The sequence below is a fragment of the Luteimonas sp. 3794 genome (assembly GCF_031456825.1).
In the GTDB taxonomy this organism is placed as follows: Bacteria; Pseudomonadota; Gammaproteobacteria; order Xanthomonadales; family Xanthomonadaceae; genus Luteimonas.
In genome coordinates this window covers 33661-59577 of sequence record NZ_JAVDVJ010000002.1, presented here as the reverse complement: position 1 = coordinate 59577, position 25917 = coordinate 33661, and the positions used below count along the sequence as shown (strand labels likewise).

General features: G+C 67.8%; 24 protein-coding genes. 9 read left to right on the top strand and 15 right to left on the bottom strand.

Annotation, left to right across the window (positions count from 1 at the left end):
* Positions 1-278 precede the first annotated feature (278 nt).
* The 4 genes from J2X52_RS03905 to J2X52_RS03890 are packed head-to-tail and all read left to right on the top strand — an operon-like array spanning position 279 to position 6004.
* A complete protein-coding gene (locus J2X52_RS03905) occupies positions 279-2474 on the top strand; it encodes a TonB-dependent siderophore receptor (RefSeq protein ID WP_310149019.1) in 2196 nt (731 codons plus the stop codon).
* The gene (locus tag J2X52_RS03900) at positions 2474-3901 is read left to right on the top strand and encodes a DUF3526 domain-containing protein (RefSeq protein WP_310149016.1); all 1428 of its coding nucleotides are present in this window, start codon (positions 2474-2476) and stop codon (positions 3899-3901) included. The genes J2X52_RS03905 and J2X52_RS03900 overlap by 1 nt, the downstream gene beginning before the upstream one ends.
* Positions 3898-5274 (top strand): DUF3526 domain-containing protein, encoded by a 1377-nt coding sequence (locus J2X52_RS03895; RefSeq protein ID WP_310149013.1) that lies wholly within the window; start codon positions 3898-3900, stop codon positions 5272-5274. Before J2X52_RS03900 ends, J2X52_RS03895 begins: the two co-directional genes overlap by 4 nt.
* Before the next feature lie 7 nt (positions 5275-5281).
* A complete protein-coding gene (locus J2X52_RS03890) occupies positions 5282-6004 on the top strand; it encodes an ABC transporter ATP-binding protein (RefSeq protein WP_310149010.1) in 723 nt (240 codons plus the stop codon).
* Positions 6005-6031: 27 nt separating this feature from the next.
* Here J2X52_RS03890 and motB read toward each other — a convergent pair whose 3' ends face one another.
* From motB to J2X52_RS03865, 5 genes are all read right to left on the bottom strand, one after another.
* Entirely contained in the window at positions 6032-7006 is a 975-nt protein-coding gene (gene motB / locus J2X52_RS03885; RefSeq protein WP_310149008.1) for a flagellar motor protein MotB, read from the bottom strand.
* A 12-nt stretch (positions 7007-7018) separates the two neighbouring features.
* Positions 7019-7879 (bottom strand): flagellar motor stator protein MotA, encoded by an 861-nt coding sequence (gene motA, locus J2X52_RS03880; protein ID WP_310149005.1) that lies wholly within the window; start codon positions 7877-7879, stop codon positions 7019-7021.
* A gap of 99 nt (positions 7880-7978) precedes the next feature.
* Positions 7979-8524 (bottom strand): hypothetical protein, encoded by a 546-nt coding sequence (locus J2X52_RS03875; protein WP_310149001.1) that lies wholly within the window; start codon positions 8522-8524, stop codon positions 7979-7981.
* A gap of 24 nt (positions 8525-8548) precedes the next feature.
* A complete protein-coding gene (locus J2X52_RS03870; protein WP_310148998.1) occupies positions 8549-9139 on the bottom strand; it encodes an NAD(P)H-dependent oxidoreductase in 591 nt (196 codons plus the stop codon).
* Between the two features lie 190 nt (positions 9140-9329).
* Positions 9330-11459 (bottom strand): prolyl oligopeptidase family serine peptidase, encoded by a 2130-nt coding sequence (locus J2X52_RS03865; RefSeq protein WP_310148996.1) that lies wholly within the window; start codon positions 11457-11459, stop codon positions 9330-9332.
* A 343-nt stretch (positions 11460-11802) separates the two neighbouring features.
* Between J2X52_RS03865 and J2X52_RS03860 the strand changes: the two genes are divergently transcribed.
* Together J2X52_RS03860 and J2X52_RS03855 are read left to right on the top strand one after the other, a co-directional pair.
* Positions 11803-12408 carry a hypothetical protein gene (locus tag J2X52_RS03860; RefSeq protein WP_310148994.1) on the top strand — a complete coding sequence of 202 codons (606 nt, stop codon included), beginning with the start codon at positions 11803-11805 and terminating at the stop codon, positions 12406-12408.
* A gap of 400 nt (positions 12409-12808) precedes the next feature.
* Complete coding sequence (locus J2X52_RS03855; protein WP_310148992.1) at positions 12809-14662, top strand: GGDEF and EAL domain-containing protein; 1854 nt, start codon at positions 12809-12811, stop codon at positions 14660-14662.
* 234 nt (positions 14663-14896) lie between these two features.
* Here the strand turns inward: J2X52_RS03855 and J2X52_RS03850 are convergent, their stop codons facing one another.
* The 4 genes from J2X52_RS03850 to J2X52_RS03835 form a co-directional block, all read right to left on the bottom strand.
* Positions 14897-15595 (bottom strand): hypothetical protein, encoded by a 699-nt coding sequence (locus J2X52_RS03850; RefSeq protein WP_310148989.1) that lies wholly within the window; start codon positions 15593-15595, stop codon positions 14897-14899.
* Positions 15595-16692 (bottom strand): hypothetical protein, encoded by a 1098-nt coding sequence (locus J2X52_RS03845; protein ID WP_310148987.1) that lies wholly within the window; start codon positions 16690-16692, stop codon positions 15595-15597. The genes J2X52_RS03850 and J2X52_RS03845 overlap by 1 nt, the downstream gene beginning before the upstream one ends.
* Before the next feature lie 112 nt (positions 16693-16804).
* Complete coding sequence (locus tag J2X52_RS03840) at positions 16805-17083, bottom strand: hypothetical protein (RefSeq protein ID WP_310148984.1); 279 nt, start codon at positions 17081-17083, stop codon at positions 16805-16807.
* Between the two features lie 170 nt (positions 17084-17253).
* Positions 17254-17625 (bottom strand): YajD family HNH nuclease, encoded by a 372-nt coding sequence (locus J2X52_RS03835; protein ID WP_310148981.1) that lies wholly within the window; start codon positions 17623-17625, stop codon positions 17254-17256.
* A 214-nt stretch (positions 17626-17839) separates the two neighbouring features.
* On the opposite strand from J2X52_RS03835, the gene J2X52_RS03830 reads away from it, so the two are divergent.
* The gene (locus tag J2X52_RS03830) at positions 17840-20665 is read left to right on the top strand and encodes a WG repeat-containing protein (protein WP_310148978.1); all 2826 of its coding nucleotides are present in this window, start codon (positions 17840-17842) and stop codon (positions 20663-20665) included.
* A gap of 97 nt (positions 20666-20762) precedes the next feature.
* On the opposite strand, the gene J2X52_RS03825 is transcribed toward J2X52_RS03830, so the two are convergent.
* The 3 genes from J2X52_RS03825 to J2X52_RS03815 are packed head-to-tail and all read right to left on the bottom strand — an operon-like array spanning position 20763 to position 23044.
* Complete coding sequence (locus J2X52_RS03825) at positions 20763-21365, bottom strand: hypothetical protein (RefSeq protein ID WP_310148976.1); 603 nt, start codon at positions 21363-21365, stop codon at positions 20763-20765.
* 20 nt (positions 21366-21385) lie between these two features.
* Positions 21386-22258 (bottom strand): hypothetical protein, encoded by an 873-nt coding sequence (locus J2X52_RS03820; RefSeq protein WP_310148974.1) that lies wholly within the window; start codon positions 22256-22258, stop codon positions 21386-21388.
* A gap of 42 nt (positions 22259-22300) precedes the next feature.
* A complete protein-coding gene (locus J2X52_RS03815; protein ID WP_310148971.1) occupies positions 22301-23044 on the bottom strand; it encodes a hypothetical protein in 744 nt (247 codons plus the stop codon).
* Positions 23045-23365: 321 nt separating this feature from the next.
* Between J2X52_RS03815 and J2X52_RS03810 the strand changes: the two genes are divergently transcribed.
* Positions 23366-24109, top strand: coding sequence for a creatininase family protein (locus J2X52_RS03810; RefSeq protein ID WP_310148967.1), 744 nt, complete (start codon positions 23366-23368; stop codon positions 24107-24109).
* A gap of 360 nt (positions 24110-24469) precedes the next feature.
* On the top strand, positions 24470-24595 hold the full coding sequence (locus J2X52_RS03805; protein WP_310148964.1) for a hypothetical protein: 126 nt from the start codon (positions 24470-24472) through the stop codon (positions 24593-24595).
* Here the strand turns inward: J2X52_RS03805 and J2X52_RS03800 are convergent.
* The 3 genes from J2X52_RS03800 to J2X52_RS03790 form a co-directional block, all read right to left on the bottom strand.
* A complete protein-coding gene (locus J2X52_RS03800; protein ID WP_310148961.1) occupies positions 24592-24714 on the bottom strand; it encodes a hypothetical protein in 123 nt (40 codons plus the stop codon). The genes J2X52_RS03805 and J2X52_RS03800 overlap by 4 nt on opposite strands.
* A 287-nt stretch (positions 24715-25001) precedes the next feature.
* A complete protein-coding gene (locus tag J2X52_RS03795) occupies positions 25002-25316 on the bottom strand; it encodes a hypothetical protein (RefSeq protein ID WP_310148958.1) in 315 nt (104 codons plus the stop codon).
* 251 nt (positions 25317-25567) lie between these two features.
* The gene (locus J2X52_RS03790) at positions 25568-25804 is read right to left on the bottom strand and encodes a hypothetical protein (RefSeq protein ID WP_310148956.1); all 237 of its coding nucleotides are present in this window, start codon (positions 25802-25804) and stop codon (positions 25568-25570) included.
* Positions 25805-25917 lie beyond the last annotated feature (113 nt).

Here is a 25917-nt window from a genome sequence, read left to right as displayed (position 1 = left end):
GCGGGCGTATCGAAATCCCCCCGGAGTCCTGACGCGATGGCAGGCGTTCTGAGACGCGGGCCCGCGCTGGCAGCGGCAATCCGTCACCGGGCATGACGCAACGCAGAACCCGGCTAACCACACGGGATCGGGCCAAGCGGCCCGGTCGCCGCGCCCCAGGGCACTGGCTTTCGCACATCTGCGCGCCACCCGTCCGGCTCAACACCCACACGCCCCCTCTGAATACGGCGAAAGAGATGTTATAACTTAACGAATCACTCACACTCTCGAGCCTTGCAATGCTGCCCTGCACTCTCTCCGTTTCGAACGCGACGCCCCGCACCATCCTTGCCGTCGCGATCGGCGCCGCCCTTCTCACCGGTCTCTCGCTGCCGGCGATGGCCCAGACCCGCTCGGCGCAGGATCTCGACACCATCCGGGTGACAGGCGCGCGGACGAGCTACGCCGCCGAGACGGTGAGCATCGGCGGCAAGGAGCCGGTCTCGATCCTGGATGTACCCAATACGGTGAGCGTGATCACCCAGCAGCGCATCCTCGACCAGAACCTGGTGACGATGACCGACGCCCTCGCCCAGGTGCCCGGTGTGTATGTCACGACCTGGGACGGCCTGATCGGCCAGATCCGGTCGCGCGGTTACCTGCTCGATGTCGCCTACGACGGCATCCCGGCCTGGAATAGCGGCCAGGCGCAGGAATTCGATCTCGTCGTCTACGAGCAGGTGGAAGTCCTGCGCGGCCCGACCGGCATTTTCAAGGGCTCGGGCCAGCCGAGCGGCACGGCGAACTTCATCCGCAAGCGCGCGCCAGGCGTCTTCGGCGCGACCGGCGCGGTGTCGGCGGGCTCCTGGAACAACTATCGCGTCGAGGCCGATGTGGGCGCGCCTCTGGGCTTCGATGGCCGCCTGCGTGGTCGCTTCGCCAGCTCCTACCAGGCGCGCGACTTCTTCGTCGACCGCTCGCACCAGGAGAAAGTGGTCGCCTACGGCGTGCTGGATTTCGACATCACCGACCGCACCATGGCTTCGGCGATGGTGACCTACCAGCACGACCAGGGTGATGCGATGAGCATGGGCCTGGCGAATTACAACCTGCCCGGCCACCCGCTGCACAACCAGTTCCTCGACGTGCCGCGCTCGACGAACCAGTACCCCGACTGGAACCTCAACGTATACGAGACCATCGAATACGCCGCCGACCTGCGCCACCAGTTCGCCAACCGCTGGGTCGTGCGCGCCAAGGCCACCTACCGCGACCAGCAGAAGATCTTCACCGACGGTTATCCCACGCCTGGTATTGGCCTCGATCCCGTCACCGGCCGCTTCGCCAGCTACAACCGGCGCACCAACGACGGCACCACCGAGCGCACCGGCACCGACCTCTACGCCTCCGGCCCGCTGCAGCTGTTCGGGCGCGAGCACACGCTGACCTTCGGCCACAGCTACGAGCTGTACGAGAACATCAACACCGGCATCTCCAACGTGCCCTACACCGGCACACCAGCGGGTTCGGGCATCCCGATCGAGGACGCCGCCTCGGTCCCGCGCCCGGATTTCGTGCACAACAACGGCGGACACACGCGCACCACCCAGCGCGGGGTCTACGGCCAGGGGCGCTTCGAGCTGGTCGACGGGCTCACCGCCGTGCTCGGCGCGCGCGTCAGCGATTTCAATTCCGAATTCCGCACCATTGCCCCCAATCCCAACCCGACCGCATTCGCCAACCGCGGCCGCGAAACCGGCGTGGTCACGCCGTACGGCGGACTGGTCTACTACGTGCGCCCGAGCATCAGCGTCTACGGCAGTTACTCCGACATCTTCATCCCGCAGACCTCGCTGCAATATGACGGTGGCGCGGGTTCGCCGCTCCATCCGCGTGTGGGCAAGCAGTTCGAGGTGGGGGTCAAGGGGGCTTTCTTCGACGGCGGATTGAACGCGTCGCTGGCGACGTTCCGCACGCGCGACGTCAACCGCCCCTTCGCCGATCCCGCCCACCCCGGCTTCTTCATCCCGCTGGGCGAGGTGGAGGTGCGCGGCGTCGACTTCGAGGTCAATGGCAGCCCGACGCGCGGCGTCGATCTGTCGTTCGGCTACACGTTCCTCGAGACCGAGCACGTGCAGAACCAGAATGCGAGCCTGATCGGCCAGCCGATCGACAACTGGGAACCCGAGCACACCGTCAAGGCCTTCGCCAAGTACACGCCGGCCGCTGTGGGCTGGGATCGTGGCTGGATCGCGGCCGGCCTGCAGGCGCAGAGCCTGTTCGTGGGTGGCGGCATCGCGGGCGTGCGCGAGCAGCCGTCCTACGCGCTGCTCAGCCTGCATGGCGGCTACGCGCTCACGCCGAAACTCGCGCTCTCCGCATCGGTCAACAACCTGCTCGACAAGACCTACTACGCGCGCGTCGGCGGTCCCAACACCTACAACACCTTCGGTGATCCCCGGAACGTCACGCTGACCCTGCGGGCACGTTACTGATGTCGACCCGTCACCTGCTGGCCATCGCCGGCACCCAGACCCGGCTGCACTGGCGTGACCGCCGCCTGGTCTGGGTGAGCGTGCTGGTCGTGCTGGTGATGCTGACCAGCCTGCTGACCGGGCACGCCCGGTTCGCGCAGCTCGGGCTCGAGCGCAGCGCCGCGGCGCTCGATGCGGCGCACCTGTGGAACGGCCAGGGCCCCACCAATCCACACGGCGCGGCGCATTTCGGCCGCGATGTCTATGCGCCGGTGTCGCCACTGGCCGCGTTGGATCCCGGCCTGACCGATCAGCTGGGCGTGTCGGTCAGGCTCGAAGGCCACTCGCAGAATCCGGCGCGGGACCGGCCGACGGAATCCGCCGCCGCGGCTTCGCGCTTCGGCGGCTTCAGCGCGGCCTGGGCGCTCAAGGTGCTGGCACCGCTGGTGATCATCCTCGCGGGATTTTCCACCTTCGCCGGCGAGCGGCCGCGCGAGCTGCTGCTGCAGGAGCTGGCGGCCGGAGTGCCTGCGCGCACGTTGATGACCGGGCAACTGCTCGCCCTCGGTGGCTGGGCGTTCGTCCTGGTGGCGGTGTTCACTGGCGCAGGTCTCGTGCTGCTCGCGGCCGGCGGCGCCGGCGTCCAGGACTATCTGGCGGCGCTGAGCATCGGCGCTGGCTATCTCGCCTATCTGCTGCTGTTCGTCGGCGTGACGCTGGCGGCTTCCGCGCACTTCCGCACTGCGCGCGGCGCACTGGTGGCACTGCTCTGCTTCTGGGCACTCTCCACCCTGATCGCGCCGCGCCTGGTGCCGGCGCTGGCCGAGCACCTGCACCCCACGCCGAGCGCGCCCGCATTCGAGAAGGCGGTGACCGATGAAGCCCGCAACGGCGTCAGCGGCCACGACCCGGCCGACCAGCGCCTGGACGCCTTCCGCGAGGCCACGTTGCGCCGCTACGGCGTGACCCGGGTGGAAGACCTGCCGGTGAACTTCGCCGGCCTGGCGCTGGAATTCGGCGAGCGCAATTCCACGCAGACCTACAACCGCCATTACGCCGAACTGTTCGAGCGCTACGCCGGCCAGGCGCGCGTGCAGCGCATGGCCGCCGTGCTGGCGCCGGAGCTGGCCATCGCGCCGCTGTCGATGGCCTTCGCCGGGACCGACACCGACGCCCACCTGGCCTTCCTGCGCCAGGCCGAGGACTACCGTTACCGCCTGATCCAGACCCTCAACACCGATGTCGCGCAACACCTGCCCGACGGCGATGGCCCCTACCTGACCGACGTGGGCGCGCTGACCTCCCACCTGGTCTTTGCCCCCGAGCGCCGCACGCTCGGCGCGATCTGGCGCGGCCAGGCTACCAATGCGGGAATCCTGCTGGCCTGGGCGCTGGCCGCGCTGGCGCTGGCCAGCCACGCCGGCGCGCGCCTGGGGCGGCCGCGATGAGCGGGTTTCTGCCGATCCTGGCCCAGGAACTGCGGCTGGCCGCGCGCGACCGCGCCTTGCCCTGGCTGCTGCTCGCCTTCGCGTTGACCGCCTTCTACGGTGCCTGGACCGGCGCCCAATGGCGCGCCGAGCGCGCGGCCACGGTGGCTGGTGTCGCGGCCGAGATCGAAGAGATCATGGAGATCCGGCGCGAGCAGTTCGCCAAGGCCGCACCGGGCGAGCAGCCGTTCGCGGCCCAACCACAGGGCGTACCGTTCCGGCCCGTGCTCACACCCGGCGCGCTCGGTGCGCTGTCGATCGGCCAGGCCGAGTCCTATCCCTATGCGGGCCGCATGCTGCCGCTCAGCGACGACACCATCTTCGATGCGTTCCGGGTGCACGTGGACAACCCTGCAATCAAGGCCGCCGGCCGCTTCGATCTGGCCTTCGTCATCGTCGTGCTGATGCCCTTGCTGCTGCTGGCCGCGACCTACGATGTCTGGGTGCGCGGGCGTGAGCGCGGGACGGGCGCGATGGCCCTGTCGCAGCCGGTCCTGCCGCGCACGCTGCTGCTCGCCAAGCTGCTGGCGCGCGCCGGACTGGTGCTGGCGCCGATGGCCCTGCTCGGCGCTGTGGCGCTGGCCTGGGTCACAGGCCTGCATCCGGTCGGTCTCGCAATGACCCTGCTGACCATTCTGGGATACGGCCTGTTCTGGCTCGCACTGGCGCTGCTGGTGAACGTGCTGGTTCGGCGCAGCGCTGCAGCCGCAATCGCCTGCGGGGTGCTGTGGCTGGTCGTGGTCGCCCTCGGCCCGGCGCTGGCACTCGCGGTGGTGGACATCGCCCGCCCGGCGCCCTCGGCGATCGCCCAGGGCAATGCGCTGCGCGCGGTCTATCTCGAACATCGCGCGGAGGTGCGTGCCCGGCCGCCGCTGGTCGAACCCGATCCCGCGCCGCGCCTGCCGCAGCGGCTGCGCGTGTTCATGGACGACGCGTTGCGGCTGGAGGCGCGCAAGGCCCCGATCCGCGCGCCTTACGAGACCGCCCTCGCCGATCGCCGCGCCCATATCGACGCCATCCGCTTCGTGCTGCCGTCGGTCGCGGCGCAGGATGCACTGGACCGCATCGCCGGATCGGACGCCGACCGCGCGGTGGCCTTCCAGGCCCAGGTGCTGGCCTTCCGCGGCGAAACCCGCGCATGGCTGGCCGGGCGCCTGGAGGCCGATGCCCCAATCACGCTCGCCGACTACGCACGCGTGCCGCAGTTCGCCTTTCGCGAACCCGACCAGCGCACGCCGCTGCTGTGGGACTGGGCCGTGCTTCTAACCGGCACGCTGCTGATCGCCGGCGTCGCCCTGTGGCGGCTCGGCCGCCGCCATCCGCTCGACACCTGAGGCACACATGCTGACATCCCACGCACTGACCAAACGGTTCGGCGACCACACCGCGCTCGATGCGCTCGACCTGGACATCGCAGCCGGCGAAGTGTTCTGCCTGCTGGGGGCCAACGGCGCCGGCAAGAGCACGACGATCAAACTGTTCCTCGGCTTCCTCGCGCCCACCTCCGGCCGCGCCCTGGTCGAGGGCATCGACGTGGCCGCGGATCCGGTCGGCGCGCGCAGGCGCCTGCTCTACATTCCCGAGCAGGTCGCGCTGCACGAGGCGCTGACCGGGCGGGAGAACCTGCGCTACTTCGCCACGCTGGCCGGCATCGACGACATCAGCCCGTCACGTCTGGAGGCCTGCCTGACGGAGGCCGGACTGCAGTCCGCCGCGTTCGACCAGCGGACGGCGACCTACTCCAAGGGCATGCGGCAGAAGGTGGGCGTGGCGCTGGCGATCGCCAAGGACGCGCGCGTGCTGCTGCTGGATGAGCCCACTTCTGGGCTCGACCCGCAGGCCTCGGCCGAGTTCCACGACCTGGTGGCGCGCCGCCGCGACGCCGGTGCCGCGGTGCTGATGGCGACCCACGATCTGTTCCGCGCACGCCAGATCGCCGACCGTATCGGCGTGATGCGTGCAGGCCGTCTCGTGCTGCAGCTCGATGCCGGCGACGTCAGCGCGCAGCAGCTCGAAGCAGCCTATCTGCAGGCAATGACGGCCGAGGGCAGCGTCGCCGCCTGAAACCGGTGGGAGGATCGCAGCCGCGCCTCAGCCCGCGTCTGCCGCGGTCCCGGGCGCGGGCGCCGCGGTCTCGGGGGTGGATGCGGGCGCCGAGGTCCCGGAGGCAGGCGCCGACGACTCGTCGGGTTCGAGCGCGTCATCGACGCGCGCCGCCGTACGCTCGGCGGCGTTGTTGAGCACGACGATGCTGATGCGACGGTTGATGGGGTTGGCTTCGTCGGTCTTGTCGAACGGCACCGAAGACGACAGACCCACGATGCGCGACAGCTTGCCTTCTTCCAGTCCGCCGGCCACCAGCGCGCGCCGCGCCGCATTGGCGCGCTGCGTGGACAGCTCCCAGTTGCTCTGACCGGTCGCGCCGGAGTACGGCGTGTTGTCGGTATGTCCAGAAATCGCCACGCGGTTCTCGACCTGGTTGAGATAGGTCGCCAGCTCAACGAGGATCTGCGAGGTGTAGTCCTTCAGGTTCGGCGAACCCAGATCGAACATCGGCCGGTTGTGGGTATCCACGATCTGGATGCGCAGACCCTCCGGGGTGATGTCGATCAGCAGCTGGTCCTTGAACGGCGCCAGCGCCTGGCTGCTGGCGACGGCCTTCTCCAGCGCACGCTGCAGCGCCTCCAGGCGCTCCTGGTCGGCGGCATCGCGCGCGCGCTCACTTGCGTCGCTGCCCTCGCCCACCTTCGCGTCCGGCCCGGCGCCGGGCGGATTGCGCAGATGGTCGAACATCTTGATCGGCACATTGCCAGCGCCGCCGGGACCGTTCGAACCGGCGGCCATGACCGTGGCGCGCCCGGAAACCGCGCTGGGATTCTTGAAGTACTCGGAAATGCCGCCCAGTTGCTCCTGGGGCATCGTCGCCACCAGCCACATCACCATGAAGAACGCCATCATCGCGGTGACGAAGTCGGCGTACGCGACTTTCCAGGCGCCGCCATGATGGCCACCACCGCCGCGCTTCTTCTTGCGCACGATGATGATCGGTTGCAGTGCCTCGCTCATGATTGCGGCCCGTCAGCCCTTGGCGGTCTTGAGGTCGGCTTCCAGGTCCTGGAAGCTTGGACGCACGTCGGAGAACAGCAGCTTGCGCGCGAACTCGATCGCCACCGACGGCGGATAGCCGCGCAGCGACGCCACCAGCGCCATCTTCACCACCTCGAATGCCTTGCCTTCCTCGTGAGCGCGGTTCTCCATGGCCGTGGCCATCGGCCCGACGAAGCCATACGCAAGGAAGATGCCGAGGAAGGTGCCCACCAGCGCGGACGCGACCTTGGCGCCAATCTCGGCCGGCGGCGCGCTGCCGACGATGGACATCGTAAGGATGATGCCGAGCACCGCCGCGACGATGCCGAAGCCCGGCAGCGCATCAGCGACTTTCTGCACCGAGTGCGCCGGTTCCAGCGCTTCCTGGTGGTGGGTTTCGAGCTCGTATTCGAGCAGCGATTCGAGTTCGTGCGGGCTCATGCTGCCGCCGATCATCAGCCGCATGCAGTCGGTGATGAAGGTCACCACGTGGTGGTCGGCGGCGATCTTCGGATACTTCTGGAAAATCGTGCTCTTCTCGGGATTCTCGATGTGTTCTTCGATCGACATCGTGCCGTCGCGGCGCATCTTCATCAGCATCTCGTAGATCAGCTTCAGCAGATCCACGTAGTCGGCGCGCCGGTACTTGGGGCCCTTGAACAACGAGAGCATGGTCTGCATCGCGCCCTTCATCACCTTGGGCGGCGTGGCGATCACATAGGCGCCAAGTGCACAGCCACAGATCACGATGATCTCGTTGACGTGCCACAACGCCAGAAGGTTGCCACCCACCATGGTGAATCCGCCGGCCATACTGGCGATCACCACGATGGCTCCGATGATCAGATACATGAGCAATGGACCCGCAAAGCAGAACAGTCCAATCAGTATCGGCGGCGCCTCCCCCGGCTTGAGCGCCCATCTCGGACGCGGACCAATGCCGCGTGGCGCCTACCGACGGACCAGCGCGCGCGGCAGCAGCAAGGCCAGCGCGACCGCGCATGCAGCCACCGGCAGCGCGGATGCCCGCAGGACATGCAACGCGATGGAGGACGTTTCGAACGTGCTCCACGCGGCCACGCGCACGCTGAAATCGATCCAGTTCGCCAGCACCCAGTACGCCACCATCGTCAGCACCACCCACCGCGTGCGCGCCGCTGCGCCGTGGCGACGCGGGCAAAGCGCCAGCGCCGCGAGCGTGGCCGCCCCTGCCACCAGACACAGCACAGACACGTAGACCAGCGCAGACACGTTCCACCCGGCCGCAGACTCCAGGACGGGCGCGGCCCATGTCACCTGCACCGCGGTGGCAAGCGCAGTGAGCACCGCCGCGGGAAGCGCGCCTTCGAACCGGCGCGCGCGTGGCACGCCTGTAGCCTGGACCGACATGAAACGAATCCTCTTTTGCGTGTTGCATGCGGACGGTGCAAATGCCCGGACGCATGCGATGCACGATGGTCGGCGATGATGCGCGAACTGCGCGATGGCGGCGAGCATGCCCCGCGCGTTTCACCGCCGCTATCAGTACGGCGGCGACCTGCGCGTCTTCTGCACACGCGTGGCCTCGGTCCACCAGGTCAGGTCGTCGGCAAAGCGGGCAAAGCTCTTCTCGAGCGACTTGCCGGCCTCGCCAATGGGATGGCCCTGCGCATCGAGCGTTTTGGCGATCGGCCCGACGTTGACGGTGCTCGAGATCACCACCATGCCCATCTCCGACAAGGTGCCATGCCAGGCGATACCCGCACGCGCACCGGCCAGACGCCCGGCCGAGTAGCTGACCACGCCGGCGGGACGCCAGAACCACTCCTCCAGGAAGTGGTCAGTGAGGTTCTTCAGGCCCGGCTGCACGCCCCAGTTGTACTCGCCGGTGACGAATACGAAGCCATCGGCGCTGCGGATCTTGCCGGCCAGTGCGGCCATGGCCTCCGGCGCCTGGTCTTCCGGATACTCCTTGTACATGCGGTCGAGCATCGGCAGATCCACCGCCTTGGCGTCGATCAGCTCCGCGTCGATGCCGCGCGCCTGCAGCGCCTGCACGCAGTAGTCGGCCAGCCGGATGCCCATGCGGTCGGCGCGGTAGGAGCCGTAGAAGACGAGGATGCGTTCGGCCATGGCGATACCCTGGAAAGCGGCGACGAAACGTCGGGCATCGGATCATCGCATCGGGTGCGTAGCGCCACGTGGAGACGTGTGGCGCGCGCGGTTGTCGCACTGGTGGAGCGTTCCGCGACAGACCCGCGTGCGCAGCACCACGCTTGGCCATCGCGACGACTCGCATAATCTGGCGGGCGCCGCCGCGCGATCAACGCGGCGGCGGCCGGAATGCCGGATGGCCGCCCTGCCACAGCGCGAACGCGAAGATGTCCGTCCACACCGCATCCAGCTGGCTGCGGCTCGAGCCCATGCCGTGCCCGGCGTCGAAATCGATCCGCAGCAACACCGGCTTCGCGCTGGCCGTGGCGGCCGCCAGGCGCGCGGCGTACTTGGCGCTGTGGAACGTCGCCGCGCGCGGGTCGTTGAGGCCCGACACCACCAGCGTGGCCGGGTAGTCGACGCCATCGCGGATGTGCTGATAGGGATCGAGGGCGTACATGGTCTTGAACGAGGCGGCGTCGGTGATCGGCCCGCCCCACTCTTCGATGTCGGCGTAGTTCTGCTCGGACACGTAGCGCACCGGATTCATGAAGCCGACGTTGGCGATGGCGCCGCTGAACAGGTCCGGGCGCTCGTTGATCGCGCCGCCGAGCATCACCCCGCCGGCCGATGTGCCCAGCAGGGTCATCGTCTCCGACGAGCCGATCCGGGCGGCTATCAGTCCTTCCGCCACGTCAATCGCATCGCGCCAGGTATTGGCCTTGTTCGCGGCCTTGCCGGCGTAGTGCCAGTCACGGCCGAACTCGCCGCCGCCGCGCACGTTGGCCACCGCGTAGACCCCGCCCCGGTCGAAGAACGCCAGCATCCGCGCGCTGAAGCGCGGCGATGCCGGGTATCCGTATGCGCCGTAGGCTTCCAGCAACACCGGCGTGCGTGCATCGGGACGCAGGCCCTTGCGCATCACCAGCGTGTAGGGCACCTGCACGCCGTCGCGTGCGTCGACTGCGCCTGTGCGCGCCTCATACCCATCGACATCGAAGGGCGGCGGCGGCACCAGGGCCAGGTCTTGCAGCGCCCCGGTGTCTACATCCAGCGCGAACACGGTCAGCGGCGTGAACCAGCCGGTCATCGCGACCAGCACGCGTCCGCTGGGGAGGTCACCCTGCAGCCAAGACACCTGTCCTTCGAACGGCAGCGCGATCCGCACCGCCGCGCCGTCAGATCCGACGCGCCACAACCCTGACGCCGCGCCCTCCAATGTGCGCACCAGCAGGCCATTGCGCGTGGGCAGCATCGATTCAATGACCGGGGTGCCGGGCAAGGCCACAGCCTTCGCATGTGCAAGGTTGGGCGCGCGCGCCGAGGTCTGCAGCACGCGCCCCCCCGAGGCGTCTTTCTTCGAAATCAGATACAGCTGGTCGCCCTGCAAGGCCGCATCGACGATCACATCGTCGAAGTCGGCGACCGGCGTCCACGCGGCCGATCCAGTGGCCGCCTGCGCGGCATCGGCCTGGTACAGCGCCACCTCGCTACGGCCATCGCGCACGATCGCCAACGCCGTGTCGCTCGACGGATCGAACGCAACCACCAGGAACTGTTCGGCCCTGGCGATGATGCCGCCGCGTCCACGGCGGGCCAGGACCACATCGTCGCCGGCGCCGTCCAGCCGGTGCAGGCGGGGTTCGTTGCCGACGAAATAGGCCGGCGTGCCCGGTGCGCCGAGGAACTTGAGATAGCTGAAGCCGCGGCTGTCCGCCGTCCAGCTCAGTGCCATTGCATGAGGAATGGAAAGCGGCAGCAGCCCGCCCTGCTCGACCTCCACCACGCGCAGGGTCGAATGTTCGGTGCCGCGCCGGGAGACGGCCAGCAGCACGTGTCGACCGTCGGGCGCTGCCATCCAGCGGTCCAGCACTTGATCGCCCTCGCCCTGGATTTGCCGCGGATCGAACAGCACGCGGGTCTGACCGTCCGCTTCGCGCACCATCAGTTTCGTATCCTGCTCACCGGCTGCACGGATCTCGTGGAACACACGCCCGCCCGCCAGTTCGGCACTCCCCACGCTGGTCAGTTCACCGGAGCGGGCCGCCACTTCGGCCAGGAACGCCGCGCGCGCCGGCAAGCTCGCGAACACGGTCTGGGTATACGCGCCCTGCGCCTGCAGCCACGGTATCCAGTCGGGATCGTCGCCGCTTTCCATCCAGCGGTAGGGGTCAGTGACCGGCGTGCCGTAGTAGGCGTCGACAACGGGCTCCACCTTCGCCACCGGTGGCTGGGCGGATGCGACGGCCATGGCCAGCGCGGTGACAGACAGCAGCAAGGACAGGCAAAGACGACGCATCGGAGTCTCCGGAGGATGGGCGCGAGGCGGGCATCCCGCCTTGACCCGAAGTAGAACGGAAGACGATGCGGCGAACGGACATTGCAGCGCGGCGGTCCTCGAGCCGACCGCGCACCGGCAACACAGTCGACACGCGCCGAAGCCCACCACCATCTGCTGCGAAGACGAGGCGTCGGCGGTGCGCATCCGCGGATGCAACGCTCGTCAGGACATCCGGGCAGCTGCGGCTGCCTGCCGCAGTCGCGCAGTCACCGCGTGGTCGCGTCATCACGATGACCGCACGCACCCGCCGGGCGCTTGAACACCTCGTGGCACCATGGGCGCTTTCGCCGCAGGAGATTCCATGCCCGCACCGCGCAAGCTGCTGTTCGCCCTGATCCTTCCCGCCGCCCTGATGACGGCCCAGGCCGAAGTGCCGTCCCCGCAGGCAATCGCCGAGTCCTGCGCCGCCGGCCGCACCGAACCCGCTGCCACGCGACCGGCCAGTGGCGTCTACATCCTCGACCGCTTCGAAACGCTCGACGACCTCACCGGGCAGCCGGTCGCCTCCCCGCTCGCCCCGGAAGATGCGCTCGATCCCGCTGCGCTCGGACAGGCTGCGCTTTCCACGCTGGGCCACACGATCGCCCGCGACATCGAAGCCGAACTCGAGGCCGCATCGCGCCTGAGCTGGATTGAACTGGATGCCGACACGCGCACCGCCACGGTCGTCGGCACCTCGCGCACCGCCCCGCGCCGCGCCCGCTTCACCCCGGATTTCAGCTGCCTGTTACCCGAGGAAGGCGATACCCCGCCGATGCCTGTCGACGCGCTCGATGTTGGACGCTTCGCGATGCAGATCCGCGCATTCGGGACCCATCGCCTGACCTGGCGCCGCGTTGAGACCGACAGCGCGGCGCTGGCGGAGATTCGCCGCATGCGCGACGAAGCCGAGGCCACGGTCCGCTAAGGAAGGTCTCAACAATTCCGCTTTTGACCGTCATTCCCGCGGCTTTCAACGGACGCATGTCCGGTCAGGCGGGAATGACGGCAGTTATTCAGACCCTCCCCAATCCGACACCCGTCGCCAGCCCCACCTGGCGGCACTGGTGCGGCATGCGGTGCATTCCCGCGGCAGCGGGGCCGGATCACGCCCCCTCGCAATGGCCCCAGCCCATCCCGCGCAGATGCCGACGACCTGCCAGTCTGTCTGCCTGCGAGACGAGCTGTCGGCACGGGCACCCAGCACGCGAGGGCGCCGCGGCCATGCGCACCTGAACCTGACGCTGCGCGAAGACGCGCCGCCGTCAAGCCGCGCGCCCCGCGGCCGATAGGGAGAAACCTCCTCCAGCGTGTCATGTGCGCCGCCCATGGCGATCGCCCCTCTCATGGAAGCACTCCTCGCGTCCCCGCCCCTTGCTGCCGAGCCTTTGCCGGCCGCCAGCGCCGCGCATTGCATGGCCGGCCCGACCGCCGCGGCGACGGAAGCGGCGCGCCTGGCCGCCCTGAGTGACCTGGCCCTGCTGGACACGCCCGAGAGCGACAGCTTCGATCGCATCACCCGCATGGCCAGCCGGCTGTTCGATACGCCGATCGCCGCGGTGTCGCTGACCGATGCGCACCGCCAGTGGTTCAAATCGCATGTGGGCACCGCGGGACGTGAAATCCCGCGCGACAAGGCCCCGTGCGCCGAAGTCACCGCGAGCGCCCAGGTGCTGGTCGTGCCCGACCTGCAGCTCGATCCGCGGTTCCGCGACGGCGTGCTGGCACGCTCGGGCGTCCGCTTCTACGCCGGCGCGCCGCTGGTCACCCGTGACGGCCACGCCCTGGGCGCGATGTGCGTGCTCGACCGGACACCGCGCGAGGCCAGCGCGGACGACCTGGCCTCGCTGCGCGATTTCGCCGCCATGGTGATGGCGCAAGTCGAACTCGAGCGCGACTACGGCCGGCGCGATCCACTCAGCGGCCTGCCCAACCGCAACCAGTTCGCCGACGATCTGGCCGACCTGGCGCGTGTCCGGCCTGGTGTGCCACGCGTCCTGCTCCTGGTCAGCCTGCTCGACCCCGCCCGGCTGCAGGAGCTGGTCAGCGTGATGGGCATGCACTGCATCGACGATGTCGTGCAGGCCAGCAGCCGGATTCTCAAGGACCGGCTGGGCCCCGGTTGCACCGCCTACCACGTCGGTGTCGTGTCCTATGCGGTGCTGGTCGATGAAGCCGACGCCGGCCCGTGGGCCAATGTGATGGCAGCTCTGTCCGCGGCGCTGGCCGTGCCCGTGGCCAGCCATGGCATTCCCGTACAGATGCTGCCGGTCTTCGGGGTGTCGCCCTTCACTGCAGGCGCCGCCACGGCCGATGATGCGCTGCGCACCGGCATCAGCGCGGCCAACGATGCGCGCACCATGGGCCTGGACTCCGCGGTCTACAGCCCGGACAGCGACGCCGCCAACCGCCGCAGGCTCACCCTGCTGGCGGACTTCGCCGAGGCGCTGGCGCAGCCCGACGCCCTGTCGCTGGTCTACCAGCCGCGCATCGATCTGCGCGCCGGCCGCTGCGCCGGCGCCGAGGCGCTGTTGCGCTGGCGTCATCCCACACTCGGGGACGTCTCGCCCGCGGAATTCGTCCCGTTGGTCGAGCAGACCGCGCTGGCACGCCCCATGACGGAATGGGTGCTCGGCGCGGCCCTCGACCAGCAGGTGGCCTGGCGGGCGCAAGGCGCATCGATCGCGGTGTCGATCAACGTGTCGGCGCGCAACTTGGAGGAAGTCGATTTTCTGCCGCGGCTCGCCGCGCATCTCGCCAGTCGGGCCCTGCCCGCTGCGGGGCTCGAGCTTGAACTCACCGAGACCGCGCTGATCCGCAACGTCGAGCACGTGCTGGCGCAGTTCGAAGGCCTGCGCGAGATGGGCGTGACCATCGCGATCGACGATTTCGGCACCGGCTACAGCAACTTCGACTATCTGCGCCGACTGCCGGCGCGCGCGGTGAAACTGGACCGTAGCTTCATCGGCGATCTCGACCTGGACGGCGACGTCGACGCACGCCCGCTGGCCCGCGCGATGATCGGCATTGCCCACGACCTCGGCCTGCGCGTGGTGGCGGAAGGTGTGGAGACCCAGGCCACCCTCGATGTCCTGCGCGCCTGGGAGTGCGACGAGGTGCAGGGCTATTTCACCGGGCGCCCGATGAGCGCGGCAGCGCTGCTGCAGACCTTTTCGGCTTAGGGAAGGACTGGATACGCCCGCTTTTGGCCGTCATTCCGTCAAAGGCTGGAATCCAGCGTCTTTGATTTTGAAAGACCTGAAGTCGCTGGATCCCCGCCTGACCGGACATGCGTCCGTTGAAAGCCGCGGGGATGACGGCGGTGATTCAAAACCTTCCTGGATGCGGGCACCGGATCTTCGGCGACCGCGGCGCCGGCGCACCGCGAACCCGGGCGCGGGATCAGGCGCTGTCGTCTACCGCAGCGCATCCTCGAAGCGGTCTTTCGCCGCGTTCCACTGGAACACCGCCGCGTTGCAGTAGGCCGATTGCGCTGTTCGAAGCTGGGTGAGCCCGCGCTCGACGACCACCTGCACCGTTGCCGTGCCGCGATTGCAGCCCGGCTCCGCCAGTTCGAGCGTCTGCCAACGCGCGCCGTTGGACTTGTCCATCACTTCGATGGTGCGCACCGCAGCGCCGTCGCGCTCGATCGGGACCTGGAAGTAGAAACGGTCGCTCGATGCCGCCTGCAGCAGCGGATGCGTGCCCGCGGGCCAAGCCCCGTCGGAATCGAGGTAGACCAGCAGTTCCAGTTCGAACGGCAGCGACCTGCCGCTGCGGTAGTCGGTCCAGGTGCCGGTGAGCCGCGGCGTCCAGCGACTGAAACTCGCCTGATCGAAACGCAGACGCGCGGCCGGCAGGCCCACCGTGTCCAGTTCGTCCATGCCGAACTCGTACGGGCGGAACAGGAACGCGGGCTTGAGCTGGATCGGCGTGCGATGGCGGTTGTAGAAGTAGATCGCCCGCTGCACCGAATTGCGGCTTTCGACCACGAAGGTGATGGGGTTGCCGCCGATCCGGCCGGTGTAGACCGCATGCCCGGCCATCGACAGGGGCGACGCGGCCAGCAGCACCAGGCCGGCCAGCCATACCTGCCATCTGCGCAAACGTCCCATCAGAACCGCTCCTCGCTATGGCTCACGAGCTCGAGCGTATCGGGCGTGACGAACCGGTAGTGCTGCCACTGGATGGTGCCGGCGCGGTAATCGATACCGTTTTGCGGTCGCAGGCTCACATGCCCGCCGGCGCCGAACTTCAGGACGCCTTGCGCGGCCAGCACTTCGAGCTGCGGCTCGCGGCCGTAGCCACCGGCCTCCTCCCGATAGCGGTAGTAGTGCCGGTGCTCAGCGGCACGCGACGTGTCGTCTGCACGCCTCGGCATCACCGAGAAGTCGAGGACGCCGTCACCGTTGAAGTCGACCAGCTCCAGGGTTTCTGTGCCGTAGAAAAACAGATCCAGTCCATCCAGCAGCTGCACCGGCGCGCCGCTGGCGCGGTCGAACACGGTGATGGTGCCCACCCGGCCGCTGTGCTCGCCCTGCGCCTTGCGCGCGTGCACCCGGAAATAGAAGCGCTTGTCCGCGTTGCCCTGCAGCAGCTCGCCGTCATACGCATCACGCGGGTCACTGGAGAACCGGGTCACGCGCTCGAGCCGGACGTCCCGCTGGTCGCGGCTGCGCAGATCGATCGAACGGCCACGCAGGGTCTTCGCGCCGGGCACGAACGGCTGCAGGACAATCACGGTGGTGGGCAAGCGGGCGTCTCCCATCACGTTGATGTGCAGGCTTTCGTCCTCGGCATAGGGGGTCTTCTCCAGCGGCACCGGCGTGCGCTGCGCGTCGGTGAACAGATAGCCACCCATGCCATCGTGCTGCCAGTCGTGGATCAGCAGCAGCTCCACCGGCGCATCCCCCACCGTGCCCTGGTAGGCCGTGATCGGTCGCGCCTGTGCGAAGACCTCGGCCGACAGCGAACCCAACACGCACGCGAGGACCAGCATGCCCCGGGCGCAGCGCCAAGCTGGGCGCAATTCAACAGCAAACGCCTTCGGCAAACCCATCTCCTTGCAGACCCGGACCCGTGGGCACATGAGGCTGAATACGATACCGGATCGAATCCGTCCCGCACTCTGCGCCGCATCTAAGTGCCGGGCTGCCGGATTCCAACGGCGCGCCATGCCGCGTCCCGGCCACGCATTCGACAGCCGGGGCATCTTCCACGCCAGCAACGACACGCTGCGACGCGGTTTGGGTTGCACAGGCCGTGCTGCCGCGCGCCATGCTGCGCGGCGCGCGCAGCACCCGGTTTCACCCGGTGGGCAGGCCTCAATCGCGACCGAGACGCCGCGCGGCATCCGCCGCGGCTTGCAGGACACCGACGTATTCCGTCCGGGCCCGAGGGGCCTGGCTTGCGACGTTCTCCAGTCCTTCGACATAGGCCGCCGCCAGCGCGGAGGCGTTGTACTGCCCTTCAAGTTCGGCCATCGACCTGGCCACGGCATCGTGCAGGTGGAAATGCACGTTGACGCCCTTCTGCGCTTCATTGGCGAGATCGACGACGCGCAGCAGATGCGGCGTCACGAGACTGACGACGGTGGCTCTCATGGTGTGCCCCTGGATTCGGAAGTACGGAAGGCTAACCAGACCGGCGCCGCCAAACCGGGCTCGACGTGCACTTTCTGCAATGTGACCCCGCCGCGCACATGCCTGAGGCGTCACACAGCGCGCCTTGCGCGCGGCTCGCCCTGAGCCACCAGGCGCCGTGGCGACAGTCGTCAGGAGCGTGGCTTTTCGAGCCGCGCCTTCAGGTCCGCGAACGGATTGGACGTGGCCGCGGCAGGCGCGTCTTCTGCATTCCGCGCGCTGACGCCGGTGTGATCGAGCTGGCGGGAGTGCTCGTTGTCGTGGCAGTACACGCACAGCAACTCCCAGTTGCTGCCGTCGGCCGGGTTGTCGTCGTGGTTGTGGTTGCGGTGATGCACCGTCAGTTCCCGCAGGTTGACGCGGGTGAACTCGCGCGCACAGCGGCCGCAGATCCACGGGTACATCTTCAATGCACGCTCGCGATACCCGTTGTTGCGCTGCTCGGCGCTGCGGCGGGCCTCTGCGACGATGCGGTCGAGTTTGGTCTGGTCGGGGCTGCTCATGGTCGAAGTCTAGCCGGAAGATCGGAGCCGCTGCGGACGCGGGAGCCCCCGCACGAACAGGTTCCCCAGACCGGGTCAGCCATGCAACGTCGGGCGCTCGCCCATGCGCTGGCCATCGCGACATGACGTGTGAGGACGGGCGCCGCCGATGGGTCGGGTTGAGTGCAGTGGTGTCGGTTTGCGACCATGGGTGGTTTCATCGCGTCGAGGTCACATGCACACGCGCTTGTTCGCAGCGACATGGATCACTCTGGCCACCGCGCCGCTTCTCGCAGGCATCGCCAGCGCCACACCCATCAGCACGACCACGCACGCATCGCCTTCGAGCCAGTCCGCCGGTGCGCCCGGCGTCACCCAGACCACTGCGGTGCCGCGCAGCGGCGTCTACATCCTCGACCGGTTCGAAACGCTCGAAGACGCAGCGCGCATGGGCGCCGATGCGCCGCCGGCACCGCAGCCACCCGACGACACTGACCCGCTCGCCGAAGCCGCGGTCGGCGTGCTGGGTGACCTCGTCCACATGATCACTCGCGACTTCGAGACGGAGCTCGAGGCCGCGGCGCGGGCCGGCTGGATGGAGGTGGACGCCGAAGCCGGCACCGCCACGATCACCCGCGCGGACGATGACGCGCCGCAGTCCGCGACCTTCGCCGCCAACTTCAGTCGCCTCGTGCCCGACGACAGCAGCGCGGAGTCCATGGTGGTCGAAGTGATCGATGCAACGCGGATCGCCCTGCATATTCCGGTGTTCCAGACACACCGGCTGACCTGGCGCCGGGTCGAGCGCGACAGTGCCGAATTCACGCAGGTGGCGCAGGCGCGTGAGCGTGCACGTCTCGAGCAGCGTGCACAGCACGACGACGCACGTGCCCAGCTGGAGGCGGCGGCCCATCAGCGCGTCACGCTGGACGTGCGCCAGTCGCTGCCCGGTGGCGAGGTGTCGTTCGCACTGCCGGCGCAGGCGCGGTTCCACGGCCACCACGGTGACTACTGGGTGTCGGGCATCCCGGACGAGGTGAACATCGTGGCCGGCGACGACGACGCCAGTGCCCAGACGCTGCTGGCACGTACGCAGGCACGTTTCGACACGCGCGCCACGATCGCGCTGACGCTGGATGACGGCATCCAGGTTGGCCGCGACATGTTCGGCGGCACGCACGTACTGGCCAGCACCGTGCGCGACGGCCAGCGCTATCTGCTGGTCGCGGACCTCAAGCCGGACCAGCTGCCGACGGTGTTGGCGATGTGGCGGAGCCTGGAGGCGCCGGTGGAGCGGCTGTCGCCCCTGCGCACGCCGGACGCTGCCCCACTTGCACACCTGCGCCCGGCCGATGCCTTCGATACCGCCGTGGACACGGCGCTGGCGGAACTGGTCGAGCCCCGACTGCTGCTCGATGCACGTCGCGTCCGCGCCGACAGCACGACCGAGTGGCGCGCACCCACTCTCGCGTTGCAGACCGACGGCAGGCTTCCGCTGCGCATGTCGATCGACCTCGCGGAAGGCAGGCCTGCCGACGTGCTGGAGCGCTTCGTCGATCGCACCCTCGAGCCCGGCACCGGCCTCGCGTTCTACCCCGAAGGCTGCCGCGCGCACGCGGTGATGCCGGTCGATCTGGGCGCCCGCGGGCGGCGGTTCTCGCTGATCCTGCGCCAGACCGATACCAGCGACTATGCGCGTTGCCTCTCGGCGGCGGCCGCCTTGGCGGGCTTCGATCTGGCGCGCACGCGCACTGCGCAGGTGCCGCGCGCCCTGCTCGACCAGTTCTCCGCCTACACCCAGGTCCTGGGCCGGTCGTCGGAGATGCTGCGCGTGCGTGGCCCCGACGGGCGCGGCATGGTGGCAGCGGATGGCCGCATCCTGGTGGAGCCGCGCTACGAGTCGGTCGATACCGCGCGCGGCGTGCCCGGCTTCGTCGTGCGTCACGGACAACGCTACGGCTACGTCGACGCGGAGGGCCGCGAAACCCTGCCGGTCGAGTTCGAATCGATACGCGCAGCCGCCGGCACACTCGTGGCGGAGCGCGATGGCCACTGGGGCGTGTACACCACGGACGGTCGCGCCCTGCTCCCGCACCAGTTCGACTTCATCCGCGAGTTCGAGGGTGGCCGCCTGCTGCGCCTGGGCCGGGACAAGACCCATGCGCTCTACGATCCCGAGGCGGCCAGGTTCCTGGTGGCGCTGGAGGATGGCGTGGACCGCATCGACAACATCCGCGACCGCGATCGCTTCCTCACCCGTGGCGCAGCCGGACATGCGCTGCATGACGGACAGGGGCGCATGCTGATCGGCCCTGCAGACGATATCCGTCGGGCCGGGCCTGACCTGGTGGCCGTACGCGAGACGCCCGAGGGCGGCTATCGCCTGCATGACCTCGATGGTGCGTTGCGCTCCGAAGCAAGGTACGCGCGCGTCTGGTTCAACCGCTCGGAAGATCTGCTCAGCGTCACCGACCTGGCGGGACGCAGATCGTTCCTCGATCTCGATCTCGCGCCGCGCACGCCCGAAGGTCTGAACGCGGTCTTCGTGCCCACCGAGGGCGGCTATGCCGTGGTGGCCGACGACGGCACGCCACCGCGCATGGGCATGGCGGGTCCGGATCTGGAGCTGGTGCTGCCGGTGCTGTTCCGGCGGGTGTACAGCATGCGCGAAGGTCTGATCACCGCGCAGGCACCGCGCGGCACCTGGGGCGCGTGGGACGCCACCGGCACCCGCGTTCTGGCTGCCGACTGGGACGCGCTGTCGCAGAGTTTCGGCGGGCGCATGTTCGCGAGCAAGGACGGCCGGTGGCGGGTGATCGACCGCACCGGTGCTGCGCAGGACGCCCGCCGATGGTCGGACGTGACCTTGCATTTCCGCGCGCCCGGCGCCGCACCGTTCGCCACCGCGCGCATCGCGGGCACCGATCACGACGGCAGGTGGGAAGTGCTCGACATGGAGGGCAGTCGCGTGCTGGAGGGCACCTTCGACCACGTCGAAGTCCAGGACTGGCGGGTGCGTCTGCATCGGGGCGACGAGGTGATCGAGCATCCAGCGCAGTAAGTCCGTTACGCAGGGTCCGCACCGGGGCGCCCCACCCCGCATGTTTCGCGCTCGATCACAACGGGGCACCGGGATCGCCCTTGCCGCGCTGGGCCTCCTATCGCGTGCCGGCCGGCGGTCTCGGGCGTGCTGGCACGTACTGCGTACTGTCGCCCATGCGCTGCCCGTTGGGATCGACATGCACGCAGACCCGGTCGCCGCAGACCATGGCGTCCGAGGCGTAAAACGCCTGCAGCACCGGAAGTGCATCTTCGTAGCGCTGCACTTCTTCGCGCATCGTGCCGGCCTCGCGCTGGACGTAACCCAGCACCAGCCACGCCACAACGACCACCATGGCCAGCGTCACCAGCGATGCCAGCATCCAGGTGCGGGCCGACCGGCCCATGGCCTCGATCTGTGCGGTCAACGATGCCAGTGCATGGCGATGCTGCTGCAGCTGTGGTTGCAGCGCATCGTCCGCCTGGCTTGCGATGCGAGCGGCGGCATCTGCGGTGATCCGCGCAACGTCCGCACGGAGCTGATCGCGCGACGCGCTCGATGCATCGGCATCCTGCTGGAATGCACCGCGGATTGTCTCCGCATGCGTGGAGATCTCGGTCCGCAGTGCGAGCAGCAGCTTGGTGATCTCGGTGTTGGCCTCGATCGACCTGCGCAGCTCGATGTTGGCGGCTTCAAGCGCATTACCTGGTGGCATGGTCATCCCTGACCGTCTCCCGTTCGTCAGCCGCGCACGAGCGCGGGCGCCTGGTCGTACTCACGCTGGACAGCAGCGTGTTGCTCGACCAGCAGCTGTGCACTCCGCTCGGCCAGCCGGATGCCTTCTTCGGACTGATTGAACTGCTGTCCGATCTGATCGAGCGCCCTTGAGTCTCCGTTCTGCAGCGCGGCATACAGCTGGTTGAGTACCGCGTCGTCGAACGGTTTCCGCTCGGCGGCAGCAGGTGCCGCGGCCAGGCGCGAGGGTTCGGTGACGTCATCAGGCGGCACCGCGTTGTCGCTGATCATGCGCTGCCACAACGTTCTCTCAGGCAGGGGGCTTTCCTGCTCGCGGTTGTGCGGGCTACCTGGCATCGGGTCGGGAATGCGCTGGAATTCCCGGATGTTGTCCAGCGGTTTGACCGCGCCGTCGAAGTCCTTGTCCTGCCGCTGGGCCCCGAGCGGCAGCTGGCGTTCCCGGTGCATGCCTGCGTGATTCAGGGCGCCCCAGGTGAAATCGATGCAGCTGTTGGTGGCGCCGCGGTACTGGAGGTTGAAATATTTTTCGTTCTTGTTCAGTCCTGCCTCGCCGAACTCTCGCAAGGCCTCGTACTGAGACTCGCTGATCTGCATGGTGCGCGAGTAGGCCGGGTTCTGGTAAGTCCGGTGTTCGTTGCGCACAACACGACCAGGGCCGCTTATACCGCTCTCGATGGGTGAGAAACCATAGCCGCGTTCGGTCTGTCCATCTCCGATGCTGTAGTAGACATGACCGAACCCGGACTGCTGAGCCTCAGTGTTTTCAGGTTGCAGAATCGGCGTGCCCGGCGCGGCAACGTGGACGGTGACTGTGTAGGTTTTGTCCGTTGATCCGGGAGGCGTTTGCAGGTCGCTCATGGCAAGGTTCCTTGCGCCAGGAAAGTACGGCAAAGTTGGCCGCTACTCGATGCCACGTTGCTGGTAATGCGAGACGAGCAACTCGTAGCGCAACAAGGTTAAAAGCTGTTTCTGCTGCTGCAGCATCGGGTGGGACTCCAGGTTTTCCACCTCCAGGCGGTAGCGGCCCGGCGTGGGCGGCACGATTCTGGCGAACTCGTGGATGTAGTAAACCTCGTCGAGGTCATAGAGTCCCGAGTCGATCAGAGGACGGTTATCGGTACTTCCTGCCGGATGCAGCGTGAACACTTTTTCCGGATGGGGTTCCCACCACGCACGTTTGTTCTGCATGTCCCAGTGTCCGTCGCTGAGCACCACAGGCTTCGGCTCTGCGTCGTCGATCCGCCACAGCTTCAACCTGACTGGGATCGGGGTCTCGTGGAGGTAATCCGTGACTTTCATTGCCTCCCGCAATGCCGCATCGGTTTCGGCCGATGTGTTAATTGCACGAAACCCGACAAACACCGGCCGCAGGATACCGTTGTCGCGTGCATCGGGCAGCTCGAACGTGACACTCACCCTGCTGCCGGCTTCGTCCAGTGCGAAAGGCTCGACCACGGGAAAGTTGCCTGGGCGGGGCGACGGAGCCGACGCCCCGTTCCGGGTGTTGTCTGCACATCCAGTCATCATCAGCAATCCGGTGATCGTGGAGAAACCGACGACAAGCGCGCCGATGTGGCAGCGACGTAGGGCGCGCCGACTGCAGCGCAGGAGAACGGCGATTGCGCCGGAAACGGTTCGATTCACGGGGCAAACTCCATTTGCGGTTTACTGCGTGCATGCGGCCTGCATGAAACGACGCTACTCCGCCCGTGTCCTGAAAACAATCAGGCCGCACCCTGCCTGCAATGCAGATTTCACGAGGTGGCAGCACGGTTTGCGGAAACGCATCGCTCCCAAAGTTTCGAAGCGAAGGCTTCGGACTGCGAGCGGACTGCCGGCGCTGCACCGGACACGCATCGCACTCGGCGGCCGTGCAATAGCTGCCCCCGCCGCTGCAGTCGCCCATCTGAGCAGGCAAGCGGCGGTCCCTCTATCCTGAGCAGCCTTCCCTGTCCTTGAGCTCCCATGCGCCTTCAACTCAGCACCTGGCCGGACATCCAGCAGTATCTGGAACACTCCCACGGCATCATCGTCCCGATCGGTTCCACCGAGCAACACGGCCCGAATGGACTGGTCGGCACAGATTCAATTTGTCCGGAAGTGGTCGCCCATGAAGTCGGCAAGCGCATCGGCGTGCTGGTGGCGCCCACGCTGAGCATCGGCATGGCCCAGCATCACCTGGCGTTTCCCGGTTCGATCTCGTTCCGCCCCACCACCCTGATCGCGGTGATCCGGGACGTGGTGCAGTCGCTGGCGCGCCACGGCTTTCGCAACATCTACTTCTTCAATGGGCACGGCGGCAACGTCGCCACGGTGAACGCAGCCTTCGCCGAGATCCATTCCGAGGCCAGCTTCACCGGCAGCAGCACCAGCGCTCCGTCGCTCAAGCTGGCCAACTGGTACATGGGCAGGCGCGTGCAGGCGATTTCGCGCGAGCTCTTCGCCGACAGCGAAGGCGCCCATGCCACGCCGTCGGAAATCTCGTTGACCTGGCATGCCTATCCCGATCGCGCGCAACCCATGACGCTGGAACCGCGCCTCGCGCCCAGCCGTCATTTCGGCGATGCCAGGGACTATCGCCAGCGCTTTCCGGATGGCCGCATCGGCTCCGATCCTTCGCTGGCGTCGATCGATGCCGGCACCCGACTGTTCGAGGCCAGTGTCGAGGACACCATCGAGGACTATCGCGCATTCGTGCAGGCCAGCTGAGGCGGGGCTGCACGTAGCCGCATGCCGTTTCGTCGCCCGGCGCAACTCGCGATGCGCACGCAAGGATTCGTGTCGCTGCTGAGCTGGGGAATACAAACGGAGTCGTCGGCGTGGCTGGGAACAAAACGCTGCCAACTCGCTCCGAGACCACACCGGGCAGCCGCGGTCGCGTCACGTCGGCAGAAGCGCCACTCTCCGAATAGACCTGATTCGACAGGCCGCGCTCAGTCAGCACGAGCGGCCGTTAGGCCCGGCGCGCCGACATCTCCGCGCCGGCGATCGCTCGCCCGCAGGTACAGGCCTCGGCTGCGCCAGGCATCGATACCGCGATAGATCAGCGTGCGGCCGTCACGAAAGCTGATGCGAAAGTCCTGGACGCAATACGCCCTGGAGAGCTCGATTCTTGCGGTGTTGAAGCCGCCACGCAGCGGCGAGATCGCGATCGATACGAACCTGCAGTCGCCGGCGGGCGCCGCCGAGACCTAGACCTCGCGGTCGTGGCTGACGTCGATCAGCTCGAAATAGCGGATGTCGTCGCCCGCGTATCGAGCATGGGACCTGGTCGCGACCAGAGCGACCAGCGCGAGGATGTGCGCAAGGGACATGGCAGCGGCTCCAGTGCAGGGAATGGGGCCGTAGGCAGGCGATCCACGCTCCGGCACCGGCACGAGACCGTGTCGTCGCGGCGTCGGAAAGCGATTCAGAACGAATCGTAGTGGCGCGCCCGCCAATCGTAGTCGGCCGCCTGCGTCGCTTCCGACGCTCCGCCAAGGCGCCTGGAATGCGGACGTTCCCTCAGGGCGCGCGCGGTGCGGCGCCGACGTCGCACGACGCCTACGCATAGCCCGTTCACGCGTGATACGTGAGCCTGGCACCGCAAGCCGCCATGCGGTTAGGTCCTCAGTGGCAGCACGGGCTGTTCGTCCAAAGTCCCGTCTTCGAGGATCACCACATGGCGCGTGCCCTCCCGGTCGAACAGAACCGGAATCGGCGCCTGGAACAGCGGGCGGCGCACGAAGGCCAGGCGCCAGCCGAAGATCTCCAGCGCTTCCATCGTGACGAGCTGGGCCGGCTTCAGACCTTCGCGCAGCTGGGCAGTGTCAGCCGGCGGCGCGCCCCGGCGACGCTCGGGCGTCCGGCGAGCAGGCGCATGGGGCTGGGCCGTCCAGGGCCCGGCGATGACGGTGGAGTGCGCGGTGTGTGGCATGTGGATGCTCGGAAACTGATCACGGGCTCATCCATGCAAGCAGCGTGCCAGAACTGCCCAGGCGATTCGACCCGCTCGCTTCTAAGCTGGACTAGGGCGCCGTACGTCCACATACGCGCTGCTCTCCCGCGCGGGCGATAGGACGCGGGTGCGCGATGGCCCAGCGCCGGGCTGGTAGTCCTGATCGAAACGCATGACGGTGGCCCCACGCCGGGGGCAGAAATTGAGGCAGGCCCTTCTGAGCCGCCCCTTCAATTCGAATTTTGCAGATCGAATGCGTTTCGCGCGTCTTCAACAAGCGGAAGCTTGTCGAGTGTCCACGCATGCAGTTCTCGCAAGGGTTGCAGCAAGGTGTTGCCAAGCGGCGTGATCTCATATTGAACGGCAAGCGGAGCCGGAATCACGTAGCGAGAGACTGGTCCATTACGTTCCAAACGACTGCTCTGAAAATTCCGCAAAAGATGTGGGCCATCATTCAAAGCATGCAAGGCTGGTTTCCTATGAAGCAGTAGTAGGGTCTGAACACCTCCGCCATGTTGGTGACACTGCAAAAAACGTCGGAACAGTGGTCGATAGCCGCCAGCTCCATGTACCTGCGTCG